12 protein-coding genes are annotated in these 15580 nt (G+C 37.5%); 9 read left to right on the top strand and 3 right to left on the bottom strand.

Annotated elements, in window-relative coordinates:
• Positions 1-58 precede the first annotated feature (58 nt).
• Together ftsW and pyc are read left to right on the top strand one after the other, a co-directional pair.
• Positions 59-1243 carry a putative lipid II flippase FtsW gene (gene ftsW, locus C8270_RS15740; RefSeq protein WP_106497747.1) on the top strand — a complete coding sequence of 395 codons (1185 nt, stop codon included), beginning with the start codon at positions 59-61 and terminating at the stop codon, positions 1241-1243.
• Positions 1231-4674: a pyruvate carboxylase gene (pyc, locus tag C8270_RS15735; protein WP_106497746.1), complete on the top strand. Its 3444-nt coding sequence runs from the start codon at positions 1231-1233 to the stop codon at positions 4672-4674. Before ftsW ends, pyc begins: the two co-directional genes overlap by 13 nt.
• Positions 4675-4766: 92 nt before the next feature.
• On the opposite strand, the gene C8270_RS15730 is transcribed toward pyc, so the two are convergent.
• Positions 4767-5711 (bottom strand): COX15/CtaA family protein, encoded by a 945-nt coding sequence (locus tag C8270_RS15730; RefSeq protein ID WP_106497745.1) that lies wholly within the window; start codon positions 5709-5711, stop codon positions 4767-4769.
• A 491-nt stretch (positions 5712-6202) separates the two neighbouring features.
• On the opposite strand from C8270_RS15730, the gene cyoE reads away from it, so the two are divergent.
• The 7 genes from cyoE (at position 6203) to C8270_RS15695 (ending at position 12795) form a co-directional block, all read left to right on the top strand.
• Positions 6203-7141 (top strand): heme o synthase, encoded by a 939-nt coding sequence (gene cyoE / locus C8270_RS15725; protein WP_106497744.1) that lies wholly within the window; start codon positions 6203-6205, stop codon positions 7139-7141.
• Between the two features lie 73 nt (positions 7142-7214).
• Entirely contained in the window at positions 7215-8267 is a 1053-nt protein-coding gene (gene coxB, locus C8270_RS15720) for a cytochrome c oxidase subunit II (RefSeq protein WP_106497743.1), read from the top strand.
• A gap of 58 nt (positions 8268-8325) precedes the next feature.
• A complete protein-coding gene (ctaD, locus tag C8270_RS15715) occupies positions 8326-10176 on the top strand; it encodes a cytochrome c oxidase subunit I (protein WP_106497742.1) in 1851 nt (616 codons plus the stop codon).
• Position 10177: 1 nt separating this feature from the next.
• Positions 10178-10801, top strand: coding sequence for a cytochrome (ubi)quinol oxidase subunit III (locus C8270_RS15710; protein WP_106497741.1), 624 nt, complete (start codon positions 10178-10180; stop codon positions 10799-10801).
• Between the two features lie 3 nt (positions 10802-10804).
• Positions 10805-11125: a cytochrome c oxidase subunit IVB gene (gene ctaF / locus C8270_RS15705; RefSeq protein ID WP_106497740.1), complete on the top strand. Its 321-nt coding sequence runs from the start codon at positions 10805-10807 to the stop codon at positions 11123-11125.
• 209 nt (positions 11126-11334) lie between these two features.
• Entirely contained in the window at positions 11335-12237 is a 903-nt protein-coding gene (ctaG, locus tag C8270_RS15700) for a cytochrome c oxidase assembly factor CtaG (RefSeq protein ID WP_106497739.1), read from the top strand.
• Between the two features lie 102 nt (positions 12238-12339).
• Positions 12340-12795 carry a DUF420 domain-containing protein gene (locus C8270_RS15695; protein ID WP_106497738.1) on the top strand — a complete coding sequence of 152 codons (456 nt, stop codon included), beginning with the start codon at positions 12340-12342 and terminating at the stop codon, positions 12793-12795.
• Positions 12796-12840: 45 nt separating this feature from the next.
• Here C8270_RS15695 and ytvI read toward each other — a convergent pair whose 3' ends face one another.
• Complete coding sequence (gene ytvI, locus C8270_RS15690) at positions 12841-13899, bottom strand: sporulation integral membrane protein YtvI (protein WP_106497737.1); 1059 nt, start codon at positions 13897-13899, stop codon at positions 12841-12843.
• A 189-nt stretch (positions 13900-14088) separates the two neighbouring features.
• Positions 14089-14454, bottom strand: coding sequence for a YugN family protein (locus C8270_RS15685; RefSeq protein ID WP_106497736.1), 366 nt, complete (start codon positions 14452-14454; stop codon positions 14089-14091).
• Positions 14455-15580: the final 1126 nt, after the last annotated feature.

Below are 15580 nucleotides of genomic sequence, written 5' to 3'. Positions count from 1 at the left end.
ACTGTTTAAAATTTCTTTTTTGTCTTTACCGTTAATACATATGTTGGGGAGAAGTAAGATGATAAAGAAATTAAAGAATAATGATTTCACTTTAATGATTACACCAGTATTGTTAGCCGCTTTTGGTTTGGTAATGATTTACAGCGCCAGCATGGTTACAGCTGTTTACGAAGGGCATGAAGCCACCTATTATCTAGTTAAACAGTTACAGTGGTTTGTTATTGGTTCCATTGGTTTTACGCTGTGCAGTATATTTCCTTATAAATATTATCAAAAACTGATGAAAATGATGATGCTAATTATTATTGCACTATTAGTTGGTGTACTATTGTTTGGTACGGAAATTAATAATGCAAAATCATGGTTTAACTTCGGTTTTGTCAGCGTACAGCCAGCAGAGTTTGCTAAATTGGGACTAATTATTTATTTGGCATCGATATATTCGAAAAAACAAGCATACATTGACGAGTTTAACAAAGGCGTTTTACCACCTTTAATTTTAACTGGTTTAGTACTCGGTCTTATTGTATTACAGCCTGATATCGGAACAGCGGCAATTATATTTTTGATTGCCAGTTCAGTCATTTTTAGTTCAGGGATTAAATTTAGACATTTATCGATTCTTATAGCTGCAGGACTTCTTGTTGTAGCTATTGCTATCCCGAACATGGTTACAGATGAAAGGATTTCGCGATTCACCGGAGCATACCAACCCTTTGAACATCCTGAAGATGATGGTTATCACCTCATTCAGTCTTATTTAGCTATTGGGGTAGGGGGGGTAACAGGTGAAGGACTTGGGCATAGTGTGCAAAAACTTGGTTATTTACAGGAGGCACATACCGATTTTATTATGGCAGTCATTGCGGAGGAACTAGGATTTATAGGTGTCGTAATTGTAATTGGATTACTGGCTATCATTGTTTTACGGGGCATCTTTATTGCCAGAAAGTGTGACGATAGTTTTGGAGCCCTTTTGGCTATTGGCATTTCGTCCATGGTCGGTATTCAAGCTTTTGTTAATTTGGGTGCGATAAGTGGAATGTTGCCTATTACTGGTGTTCCATTACCGTTTGTGAGTTATGGTGGTTCTTCCTTATTGGTGATGATGATCTCAATGGGAATTTTAAATAACATTGCAAGAAATGTTAAACAGAAGGAACAACAGCCGGTTCCAGCCAATCGTAAAGATATACCACAAAATCAGACAAATAACAGAGGAGGAAGATCATGGCTGATGTAAAGAAGATAAATAAGGTTTTAGTTGCAAATCGTGGGGAAATTGCAATCCGAGTTTTTCGTGCTTGTACAGAACTAAATATCCGGACTGTTGCGATTTATTCGCAGGAGGATACAGGTTCTTATCATAGGTATAAAGCTGATGAAGCGTATTTAGTTGGGGAAGGAAAGAAACCAATAGATGCCTATTTGGATATTGAAGGAATTATTAAGATAGCAAAAGATGTCGGAGTTGAGGCAATTCACCCCGGCTATGGTTTTTTATCGGAGAATATTCAATTTGCAAAACGCTGTGAAGAAGAAGGAATTTTATTTATCGGACCAACGAGTGAACATTTGAGTATGTTCGGTGACAAGGTAAAAGCAAGAACACAAGCAGTAAATGCCGGATTACCTGTTATACCCGGTAGCAATGGACCGGTAGCATCTATTGAAGAAATAGAGGAATTTGGAAAACAGCATGGATATCCAATTATTATAAAAGCATCACTTGGCGGTGGCGGTCGTGGCATGCGGATTGTGCGTAACCAGAATGGATTATCCGAAGCTTATAATCGAGCAAGATCTGAGGCACGTGCTGCATTCGGCAGTGATGAGGTATACGTTGAAAAGTTAATTGAGAATCCAAAGCATATTGAAGTACAAATAATTGGAGATCATGATGGTAATATTGTTCATTTATTTGAACGTGATTGTTCTGTCCAACGTAGACACCAGAAAGTTGTGGAGATTGCCCCAAGTGTTTCTCTCAACGAGGAACTTCGATTAAAAATATGTGATGCAGCGGTTAATTTAATGAAGAATGTAAACTATTTAAACGCTGGAACAGTTGAGTTTTTAATGACGAATGATGATTTTTACTTTATCGAAGTTAATCCACGTGTTCAAGTGGAACACACGATAACGGAACTTATTACGGGGATTGATATAGTTCAGTCACAAATTAAAGTGGCGGAGGGACAAGCAATTCATGATAAATCGATTGGAATACCATTACAAGAAGATATCAAGACAAATGGTTATGCAATTCAATCACGGGTGACAACAGAAGATCCATTAAATAATTTTATGCCGGATACAGGTAAAATTATGGCCTATCGTACTGGCGGTGGATTTGGTGTTCGTCTTGATGCGGGAAATGGGTTTCAAGGTGCTGTTATTTCGCCGCATTATGATTCATTACTTGTTAAAGTTTCCACATGGGCTTTAACATTTGAACAAGCTGCACATAAAATGGTCAGAAATTTAAAAGAGTTTCGCATTCGTGGGATTAAAACTAATATTCCATTTTTGGAAAATGTGATTCTCCATGAGCAATTTTTATCTGGTGAATATAGTACAACTTTTATTGACCAAACACCTGAGCTTTTTGTTTTCCCAAAACGGAAAGACCGTGGTACAAAAATGCTTACGTACATTGGTAAAACGACGATTAACGGCTTTGAAGGAATAACAAAAAAGAAAAAGCCATTGTTTTCGAAACCGCCAATTCCTAAAATAAATCGTGCTCAAGAGATACCTGCGGGAACAAAACAAATCTTAGACGAGCGGGGACCAGAAGGCCTAGCTACCTGGCTTAAGAAACAAAATGAGGTATTATATACGGATACTACATTCCGAGATGCCCATCAATCTTTATTAGCAACTCGCGTTCGAACGAAAGATTTGGTGCAAATTGCTGAACCGACGGCACGTATGCTTCCGGAATTATTTTCTGTGGAAATGTGGGGTGGGGCAACATTTGATGTCGCGTACCGTTTCTTAAAGGAAAATCCTTGGCAGCGGTTGTTAAATCTTAGGGAAAAAATTCCGAATGTTCTGTTTCAGATGCTTTTGCGTGCAAGTAATGCGGTTGGATATAAAAACTATCCAGACAACGTAATACAGGAATTTGTTGAAAAGAGTGCAACTGCAGGGATCGATGTGTTTCGGATATTTGATAGTTTGAACTGGCTCGATGGAATGCGACCGGCAATTCAGGCTGTTAGGGACAATGATAAAATTGCAGAAGCCTCGATGTGTTATACAGGTGATATTTTAGATGTAAACCGGAACAAATACAATTTGGCTTATTATAAGGACCTAGCAAAAGAACTGGAAGAATCAGGCGCCCATATTTTAGGGATAAAAGATATGGCTGGACTGTTAAAGCCGGAAGCAGCATATCAACTTATATCAACATTAAAAGAAACAATTGATTTGCCAATTCATTTGCATACACATGATACTAGCGGCAATGGGATCCTTATGTATGCAAGAGCCGTTGAAGCGGGAGTTGACGCTGTCGACGTTGCTTGTGGTTCGATGGCTGGGCTGACATCACAGCCAAGCGCTCAGACATTGTACCATGCACTTGAAGGGACAAAACGTCAACCTAAAATCAATGTTGGTTCATACGAAAAATTATCACATTATTGGGAGGGTGTTCGTGGTTATTACCATGATTTCGAGAGTGGAATGAAGTCACCACATACAGAGGTATATTTCCACGAAATGCCTGGAGGACAATATAGTAATTTAAAACAACAAGCAAAAGCTGTTGGACTTGAGGAAAGATGGAATGAAGTAAAAACGATGTTCCGTCAGGTTAATGAAATGTTTGGCGATTTAGTAAAAGTAACACCTTCCTCAAAGGTTGTTGGTGATATGACTTTATTTATGGTGCAAAACAATTTAACGGAAGACGATATTTATGAGCGTGGGGAATCAATTGATTTTCCGGACTCAGTTGTAGAGTTCGCACAGGGGTATATCGGCCAACCATACCAGGGAATACCACAAGAATTACAGCGGATAATTTTGAAAGGAAAAAAGGCTATTACGAAAAGACCTGGTGAACTTCTCGATCCGGTTGACTTTAAGCAATTAAGGGATACATTATTTAAAACACTGGATCGTCAGGTAACGAGCTTTGATTTAATATCACACGCATTGTATCCAAAAGTATTCATGGATTACCATAAATTCACAGAATCATATGGGGATATGTCTGTTCTTGATACACCAACATTTTTCTATGGCATGCGGTTAGGGGAAGAAATTGAAGTTGAAATTGAACAGGGGAAGACATTGATTGTTAAATTAGTTTCGATATCAGAGGCTCGCTCAGATGGAACACGAGTTGTTTATTTTGAATTGAATGGCCAATCTCGTGAAGTGGTCGTAAAAGATGATAGTGTTAAATCAAATCTTGTTACAAGGCCAAAAGTAGATCCGAGCAATAACAAACAAATCGGGGCTACAATGCCAGGCACAGTAGTAAAAGTGATTTGTGAAAAAGGGGAAAAAGTTAAAAAAGGTGATCACTTGTTAATTACAGAAGCAATGAAAATGGAAACAACTGTACAGGCTCCATTTGCTGGCGTTATTAAAGATATTCACGTTAAAAATCAAGAGGCAATTACTGTGAATGACTTGCTAATTGAGTTTGAATAAGCAAAAAACGGGTAGTAGATTTTTAATCTACTACCCGTTTTTCATTTTAACCAACTTAATGGACCAAAGAGCCTCAGAATGAAGGTTATCGTTTATAAGCTGTTGGGTGATGAGGTTTCGTCCATTTTTTCTTCATACTTGGCGCTGCGTGATGAAAGTAAAATGAAGTAACTCAACATCGAGAAATAACACGATATAACAAATGCATGCACTAATGCTATGCCTAAATTGAGCATCGTAAAAATGATCATCGCTCCAAAGAAAACTTGAAGGAAAATAAGAAGCATCGTGGTAATCCAGCCCCAGAACATGACGCGATTGTTACGATAGTTCTTGATAATTTTAATGAACAATACAATCGTCCAGACAAAAAGGATTCCTGCTAACAAACGATGTCCCATTTGAATCCATTGTTCGAAACTGAACGTAGAAAAAGAAAATTGATCATTTGTACAGAATGGCCAGTCACCACAAACCATACTCGCATGTGCATGTCGGACAAGTGCTCCGGTATAGACAACGATTAATGTATAAACTGTTATAGCGTAAATTTCAATCCGATGTTTTTTCTGTATGACTAATGAAGTTGCATCAAATTTCTTATCTATCTCAAATATTAACAGCATGAGTAAGAAAACAGCCGTGAATGAAATTAACGAAATGCCAAAATGGGTTGCTAAAATGAAATCTGACTGACTCCAAATAACAGCCGCTGCACCAATTAATGCTTGCAGTATTAAAAAGAAGCTTGACAAGAAAGATAAAAACTTCACTTCGCGGATATGTCCAATATATTTCCACGATAAAACCGATAAGGCAATTATGACAATACCCATAATACCGGAAACCAGTCGATGACTTAATTCAATTACAAGTTCTGGTGTTATTTCATTAGGCATGAATTCACCATGACATAATGGCCAGCTTGGACCGCATCCCATGCCTGACCCTGTTTTAGTGACTAGTGCACCGCCAATTAAGACGAATACCATACCAATTGTGGCAACAACAGAAAGCCATTTTAATATTCTAATCATATGAAATCCTCACTTTGCTTCTGGTAGATATACAATAGCTCTATAATAATACTTTTATGATGGCAGAAGCAATAACAAACAAGTAAATAACACACAATTGTCACCTTATCATGTTTTATGACTGTTTTCACTGTGAAAAAAGAAAAAACTCTTGCAAAGTAGAGCGTTGTTTGCTAGAAATAATGTAGGGGATATTTGTTAAGATTTCCACCATTATGCCCAGATCATGGGAAAACTACATATGTTCATGATTGCAAATGAAGGCTATTATGCCTTTTATTTTATTGTTAGTCTCCATTTCACAAATTTGTCACAATTAGTGAGCCTAAGAGTACTCCATATGTAGTTGAATAGAACGTAATACAATTCCGTGATACAATAAGGATAATAGATTGGATACTTTGGGGAACATTAGATATTATAAGTACATTCTTTAGTATGCTCTATATTACTATGCCTTTTTGTTGGGAATTTGAAGGGGGGATATGATAATGGATAAAGTGGAGTCCACAACTTCACAAATAATGGGCAAGGTAACGGCATCAGAGAAAGATACTCCATTTTTTGCCGATTTTAAAGCTCTTGTAAAAACGGGGATTGTTAATTCAAATTTAATAACGACATTTACCGGATTTTGGTTGGCACTTCATTTTACAGGCGCCTCATTTATGGAAAGTTGGGATGTCTTTCTGTTAACGATGGCTGGTACTGCTTTCGTGATTGCAGGTGGATGTATTATGAATAATTGGTATGATGTTGATATCGATCCGATAATGACACGTACCAAGAAACGACCAACCGTTACTGGAACCATTCCACTAAACCAGGTACTTTTAATGGGAATTGCTGCTACAAGTGTTGGGATTATTTTGTTATTGTTCACAACAATTGAAGCTGCTGTTTTAGGGTTTTTGGGATGGTTTACATATGTCGTCCTCTATACAATGTGGTCGAAACGAAAATATACATTAAATACCGTAGTTGGCAGTTTTTCTGGTGCTGTACCGCCATTAATTGGTTGGGCAGCTATAGACCCTGACTTTCATATTGCAGCTGTTGTGTTGTTTTTGATCATGTTTATATGGCAGACACCACATTTCCTTGCATTAGCAATGAAAAAATGCAAAGAATATAAAGCTGCAGGTATCCCAATGCTTCCAGTTGTTCATGGATTTGAATTCACAAAGCGCCAAATGGTAGTGTATACGGCATGTTTATTGCCCTTGCCGTTTTATTTGTCATCACTTGGTCCTACATTTTTGGTGATTTCAACATTACTTAATGTTGGATGGCTTGGTTTAGGTATTGGTGGATTTTTCATGAAAAATGATCTAAAATGGGCAAATCTGATGTTTATTTATTCATTGAATTATTTAACCATTATCTTTTTGTTGATGGTAATTGTAACATTTGAATTCCCCTTCAGTTAATGGTAATTCGTAATGGTCCTTAATTAAAATCAAATATAAGGAAGAAACATAAGAGAAAGAGAGGTATGAATACATGAAAGGTTGGATGGGAAAATTTCGAGCATTAACATTGTTAGGCTCACTGGCACTCGTTCTATCGGGATGTGGTAGAGAAAACTTAACTGCTTTAAAACCTAAAGGATATGGTGCTGAGACATCATTCGATTTAATTATCCTAACTACAATTGTTATGTGTGTCGTTTTTGCAGTTGTGGCAATCGTGTATATTATCGTATTGATCCGATTCCGCAAAAAGAAAGGAAAAGAGAATTTTATTCCAAAACAAGTTGAAGGGCATAAGACACTGGAAACTATTTGGACAATTATTCCCATAATTCTTTTGTTCATCATTGGTGTCCCAACAACGATTGCAACATTTGATTTAGCTGACACATCAGGTCAAAAAGACAGTTTAAATGTAGAAGTTACTGGTAATCAATATTGGTGGCATTTTAACTATAAGGGACAAGAAATTCAAACTAGTCAAGATTTGTACATCCCAACTGGTGAAAAAGTATTTCTTAACATGAAATCTGCTGATGTTATTCATTCATTCTGGGTACCAGCAATCTCCGGTAAAATGGATGTAAACCCTGAGAACGAAAATACCATGTACATCAAGGCTGAAGATGAGGGTGTATATTGGGGTAAATGTGCAGAGTTTTGTGGTCCTTCCCATTCGTTAATGGACTTTAAGATTATTGCTGTGAGTCCGGATGAATTCGATCAATGGGCAAGCGATATGCAAAGTGTCGATCCTGAAGCAGTTGCAGAAGGAGATACAGCACAAGAAGGTCAGGAATTATTCCAAGAAAACAACTGTATGGGTTGTCATGCTGTTGGTTCATCCCCGGTACAAGTGGGACCTAATTTAACAGACTTCGGTAACCGTACGAAAATTGCTGGAATCTTAGATCATAATAAAGAGACCCTTGTTGACTGGATTATGGATCCCGAATCACTTAAACCAGGAAATAAAATGGCTGGAAATTATCCAGCACTATCAAAAGATGAAGCAAGTAAAATTGCTGACTATTTAATGCAATTAAAGCCTTCAGATATTACACCTGAAAGTGCTGGTAATTAAGAGATAGCATAGAAGATATTAATTAAGGGATGAAAGATGTAAAAGGGAGGTTAAAGTAGTGAGTATTGCAGCTACTCAAAAAAGAGGCTTCGGTGCTGTGTTATGGGATTATTTAACGACTGTCGACCATAAAAAAATCGCGCATTTATATTTGTTCGGCGGAGGTTTATTCTTCCTAATCGGCGGAATTGAAGCCATGTTAATCCGTATTCAGTTAATCAAGCCTGACAATGATTTCTTAAGTGCAGGTTTGTACAATGAAATGATAACAATGCATGGAACTACAATGATATTCTTGGCAGCCATGCCGTTGATATTCGCATTAATGAATGCAGTTGTACCACTGCAAATTGGTGCGAGGGATGTAGCTTTTCCATTTTTAAATTCATTAGGTTTTTGGTTGTTTTTGTTTGGTGGAGTTTTACTAAACTGTAGTTGGTTCTTAGGTGGAGCGCCTGATGCTGGGTGGACTTCTTATGCACCATTATCAACAACATCACCAGGACATGGTGTAGACTTTTATGTAATGGGTCTGCAAATAGCTGGTGCGGGTACATTAATTGGTGGTATTAACTTCTTGGTGACTGTTGTCAACATGCGTGCACCAGGAATGACATATATGCGTATGCCATTATTTACATGGACCTCGTTTATTGCAAGTATCTTAATTCTATTTGCTTTTCCTGCATTAACAGTTGGTTTATTCTTGTTAATGTTTGACCGCATGTTTGGAACTGCATTTTTTGATGTATCATTAGGTGGTAACACCATTATCTGGGAGCATTTATTCTGGGTCTTCGGGCACCCGGAAGTGTACATTTTGATTTTGCCGTTGTTCGGTGTATTTAGTAACGTATTTTCAACGTTTGCTAAAAAGCGACTATTCGGTTACACAGCAATGGTATTTTCAACTATTGTCATTGCATTCCTAGGATTCATGGTTTGGGCTCACCACATGTTTACTGTTGGTCTTGGCCCTGTCGCAAACACTATTTTCTCACTTGCAACCATGGCGATTGCTGTACCTACAGGGATTAAAATCTTTGGTTGGTTAGCAACACTTTGGGGCGGTAACATAACGATTAATTCAGCAATGCTTTGGTCACTTGCATTCATACCTACATTTACAATTGGTGGTATGACAGGTGTAATGGTTGCTTCTGTTGCTGCTGACTATCAATATCACGATACGTATTTTGTTATTGCTCACTTCCACTATGTAATCGTAGGGGGAACAATCTTTGGTATTTTTGCTGGGCTGCATTATTGGTGGCCGAAAATGTTCGGAAGGATTTTGCATGAAGGACTCGGGAAACTCACTTTTTGGACATTTTTCATTGGATTCCATTTAACATTCTTTATCCAGCATTTCCTAGGACTAATGGGTATGCCTCGACGTTATTGGGTATTCCATGCCGGAGATGGATTGGAAGTAGGGAACTTGATTAGTACAATTGGTGCCTTCTTTATGGCATTTGGTGTAATTGTGTTTATCATTAACATAATTGTTACTGCACGCGGTGAAAAAGCACCTGCTGACCCTTGGGATGGTCGCACACTTGAATGGGCGACACAATCACCACCAGCACATTATAATTTTAAACAAACACCGCTTGTACGTGGACTTGATCCATTATGGATAGAAAAAACAGAAGGCGACGGCAAGATAACACCTTCAGAACCTTTAGGTGATATTCATATGCCAAACTCATCTTTCTTACCATTTTTATTCTCACTAGGACTATTTATTGCTGGTTTTGGCTTTATTTACCAAACAGACAATAAAGCATGGTTAATAGTGCTAATTGGTGGTATGGCTTTCTCATTAGCTATGATGGTAGTAAGATCAATGAAAGATGACTTAGGTTATCATATTACAAAAGAAGAACTTGAAAGGGAGGCTGACTAAAATGAGTCACGATCATTCCTTAAATCCAGAAACGATGCCACATGAACCAGAAAAGGCCACCCTTGAAGGTAAAAACAAATTTATTGGTTTCTGGTTTTTCCTTGGCGGGGAAACGGTTCTTTTTGCTTGCTTGTTTGGAACCTATCTTGCACTTCACGGTTCAACAGCAGGTGGTCCATCTGGTAATGAATTGTTCGGTTTAGGACTTGTGTTTGTAATGACTGTTTTACTATTAACGAGTTCCTTAACAAGTGTTTATGCAATTTACCAAATGAAGAATAATAATTATAAGAAAATGACCCTTTGGTTTGTTATAACCATTTTGCTTGGGTTTGCTTTCGTTGGCTGTGAGATTTATGAATTCCATCATTACATTACGGAATATGGATTTTCTTTCCGCTCATCAGCTTTCGGATCTGCGTTTTATGCACTTCTTGGGTTCCATGGAGGACACGTAACATTTGGTTTGTTTTGGATGATTTCATTGTTAATCCGTAATGCTAAGCGAGGATTAAACCTTTATAACGCACCAAAGTTTTATATTTGGAGTCTATATTGGCACTTTATTGATGTTGTTTGGGTTTTCATTTTCACAGTAGTATATCTAATGGGAAAGGTGGGCTAATCCATGACTGATAATACAGGTTCCAATAAAATTGATTCATTCCAAAAGAAAAAGAATAAAGAAGAAATGCAACAACAATTAATCAGCTTTGCACTTATGATGGTGTTCACCATAATTGCGTTTGTCGTTGTCATTACTGGAATGGAAAAAGTAATTGCAATTCCTATTTTGATGGCACTGGCAGTTGTGCAAGTTGGTTTCCAATTTTATTATTTCATGCATATGAAACACGCAGGCCATGAAATGCCTTCCGTTATGATATATGGCGGTATTTGGGCGGCTTTCCTTGCATTAATGGGTCTTGGTGTCATAACTTGGTGGTAATAGTAACAAAAAGACTAGGATTTATTCCTGGTCTTTTGTTTTTATAATTGAATAATAGCAAGTTGGCTTTTATGAGAACTCCTTCTAATTGTCCGGACGGAAATGGTTACTGTGTATTGTTATAAATCTGTCACATTCATTTTACGTGCAGTATGGCTAAATACGTTATAATATAGAGTATAAGCTGTTTTTGATGGAGTGAATTTATTATGTGGTTGGAATTACAAATTTTTGGTTTTCGTGCATTGTGGAGTCCTTATTATTTGATCTTTGTTTTAGGACTTTGTCTTGCTTATTATTTAATTACAATACGTTATCGACATAAATTTGGTATTAAAGATAAGCCAACTGGAAAACAACTTGTCTTTTTCTACCTTGGAATGGTCTTACTATATATTGTAAAAGGGTCTCCAGTAGATTTACTTACACATATTATGCTGACAGCACATATGGCCCAATTAGCTATATACTTTTTGATCTTTCCGATTTTAATGATTAAGGGTATTCCGGTTTGGATATGGGAACGGGTGGTTAACGCACCAATAGTTAAACCTATTGTCAAATTATTGACGAAGCCGATCATTTCATTACTCTTGTTTAACGTATTATTTTCTATTTATCATATTCCAGTGGTATTTGACTTTACAAAAGCATCTCCGGTAGCTCATACACTGATATCTACCATTATTTTAGTTGCAGCATTTATTGTATGGTTCCCAATATTGACACCACTTAAGGAATTCGATACCATGTCACCAATTCTAAAAATCGGTTATATTTTTGCTAACGGTGTATTAATTACACCAGCATGTGTATTAATTATATTTGCTAACGTACCATTATATGCTGCATATAGCCAAAACGGAGCTTGGATTCAAGCGTTAGCCTTATGTGTTCCTGGTGATGTACTGCAAGGTTTGACATACTCCATTTCAGGACCGCAGATGTTTTCTCCAATGGGGGTAATGGAAGATCAGCAATTGGGCGGAATCATTATGAAAATTATGCAGGAGGCAACATACTTATCAATATTAGGTAAAATATTCTTTTCATGGTTTACTCGTGAAAGTCTTAAAGTTGATCCGATACCTGATGCAAACGCATGGAAATGAATACAGCAGATGTAGGAACTATTAAGCTGTAATTGACCTGTGACTTATTCTGGGCGGGATTACAGCTTTTTGTCTAATTTTAGTAAGAAGGGGAATAATTTAATGCCATTTTTACCGACAATTAGTACTTTTTTTATCGTTCTTAGTGCACTATTAGTTGCAATTGGCTGGAGATTGATTATAAAAGGAAAAGCTAAAGCACACAAGCGAACAATGATCTGTGCTGCAATAAGTGCATTGCTTTTCTTTATCATTTATGTGTCCAGAACTGCATTTATTGGAAATACCAGTTTTGGCGGACCGGAAGACATTGAAATTTATTATACTATTTTCTTGATTTTCCATATATTTCTAGCCACTACTGGGGCGATATTCGGAGTTGTAACCATTACGCTTGCCTTAAAACGGAAAATTAGAATACATAGAAGAATAGGGCCTATTACAAGTGTTATCTGGTTTTTTAGTGCGATAACAGGGGTTATGGTTTACCTATTTCTATATATTATTTATGATGGTGGGCAAACGACAAGTATGCTCAAGGCAATACTTGGCTCTTAAGCAAACTAAAAAAGTGTGAAAGCAACAGTATGCTTTCACACTTTTTTATACTTTGAAATTCAATTTAATAATTTCCGCTTCTCTTGCGGATTTAAACATAATTAGGAACAGTGGTCCTAAGATAAAACCAAGTATGCCGAGTATTTTTATACCTAAGAACATAGCAATGAGTGTGGCAAGTGGTGAAAGACCAATGTGTTTTCCCATTACTTTTGGCTCTACTGTACGACGTATGCCAAGAAGAATGATGGCGAGTACTGCTAGTTTAACCCCCATTATCGTATCCCCTGTAACGAACATAAAAAGGGCCCATGGTCCAAGAATTGCTATGGAGCCGATAATCGGTATAAAGTCAATTAACCAAATAATGAGTGACATGATAATGGCGACTTCAGGTGCAATGAGAAATAAGCCTAGCAACGAAACAACGAATATAATAATACTTACTAAAAATTGTGCTTTCAAAAACCCTAAAATGACATCTGATAATCGTCTGTTCATAAACGAGAATTTTTCAGCTGTTTCTTTCCTCATAAGTTTGTATGTATTGGCTTTAACCATTGGCAACTCCAGCATGAATAGGAATAAAGCGATTAAGTAGACAAGGAAACTAATTAGGTATTGTGGTATTTTCGCAAATACCTGTGTAATATTATCAATCGTTATTTCATTTTTGGCTGTTTCACTTAATGAAGACAGATAATCTTCTATACTACTTGATACTTCTTGGACAAACTCAGGTGGCAGATTCTCGGAATACTGTTTAAAGTCTTTTTCCCATTCCGCATATACGTCATTTAATTCATTAAAATATGCTGGAACATCTTCTACAAAGTTAACTAACTCGGTTACAGCCTTTGTAACAATAAATGTCCCTGCTACTCCAATAAGCATTAGAAATAATAGAAAGACAATGATAACGCTTGTTTTTCTGTTTGATTTTATTTTCCTTTGAAAAAAACGTACTGTTGGATTTAGCATAAGTGCTGTAATGAATGCGATGATTAATGGGATGGAAATAGGTAAAATAAAATACATTAGTAATATCAATACAATTGCTAAAATAATAAGTGTCCACTGACGTTTTGTAATTGATCGAAACAATTTAATAGGATGTCTCCTTTCCAGGGTAGCCTTTTATGTATATGAAAAATATAGCATTTATTTTACTATTTGAACAGTGATTTAGAATTTTTGGCAATTTAAGATGTCAATGGAGAAAGGGTAGTAAATGATTACAATAAGGAAATAAAAAAACTGCTCTATATATCAGATACAGAGCAATTTTTTAGCTTACTTTTGATATTCTTCGATTTCTTTTTGTACTTTAGCTACAAGACCATTTGCTCTTTCTACAAGGCTTTCAGGGAAATTCTCATTTTCGCCATATTCAACACCATGTGGGTAATAATGTTTACCTAGTAACGGTGTTAATAGCTTAATTACGGCATTGCCACGATCAACATCACCTTCAAGTGCATAACCTTGAATACGGATATAATATGTAATGTTTTTTTCTTTGGAATCAATTCTGTAATCATATGTTACGCGTTCATAATCCCATTGACCTGCGCGAATAAAAGCATGTTTACCCATTAAATGGTCTAGTGGTTTCAAGTCAACAACTGCATCATCTATACCAGAATTTTCTAATCTCATTCTTTTCCACCTCACAAAATTATCCTCACTAATTATATAATAGTACGAAATAGGTTTAGTTGCAATCGAAACCCATTTATAAGTTCAAACAAAAAATAAATCCTCAGTTATTTTCTTTTGTAATTTTGGAGAAATAATAGATAAACTAGAATCAAATGGAGAGCTTGAACATATAGTTGTTATAAATGACTCAACTTTTGTAGCGTGAAATGGACAAATAAGCCTTGATAGAATGAGGAAGGATGGAGGTTAACTGCTCAAGTTGACTTTGGATTAATCACATTTAATCAATCTGTGACTGCTAGACTCTTTTCTATAAGTACGCGCATTTGCCGCCGTCCGAGATCGCTCCGGCTGGATGCTTTCCGCGGGCACGGCCTCAGCCTCCTTGCCCCGGCGAGGGGTATGTCGACGTTGTCCGCAAAGGACGGTTTTAGTCGACCCTCCTTTTCAAACCACTCTGCGGGGTCTTCGGACACGTGCTATTCCCGCAGGACAAGGAAGGCTTCGACAGCACTACATCGCACGCAGAAAATCGGTCTGTATTTTCAAGGAGTCACCACCCTCCACTCACCCGGACTAGTGAAGCGGTAGAATGTGGCTTGGTAGAACATATACTACTACAGTTAATGGTAGTAAATGCAAAACCAGTGGAGGAAATACGCGGAGACTCCAGTGGNAAACCACTCTGCGGGGTCTTCGGACACGTGCTATTCCCGCAGGACAAGGAAGGCTTCGACAGCACTACATCGCACGCAGAAAATCGGTCTGTATTTTCAAGGAGTCACCACCCTCCACTCACCCGGACTAGTGAAGCGGTAGAATGTGGCTTGGTAGAACATATACTACTACAGTTAATGGTAGTAAATGCAAAACCAGTGGAGGAAATACGCGGAGACTCCAGTGGGAGGAAAGGCCTAGGTGAGACCCCGCAGAGCAGAATGGGAACAAAGGCTAAGATCGCCACGTCCTGTGGCAACGCCTTCGTGACCAACGTCGTGTTGGCCTGAGGAGGCTCAGCAGCCGCCCACGGAAAGCGTAGTGTATTTCCGGAACGGCGAGGGCGCAATTTTTTAGTTACTGCGCATTTTATATATAAATCAACAAATACTTTCGATGGGACGAG

Origin of the sequence: Lentibacillus sp. Marseille-P4043 (assembly GCF_900258515.1) — a bacterium.
Taxonomy (GTDB): domain Bacteria; phylum Bacillota; class Bacilli; order Bacillales; family Amphibacillaceae; genus Lentibacillus_C.
This window is presented reverse-complemented; position numbering and strand designations above follow the sequence as displayed.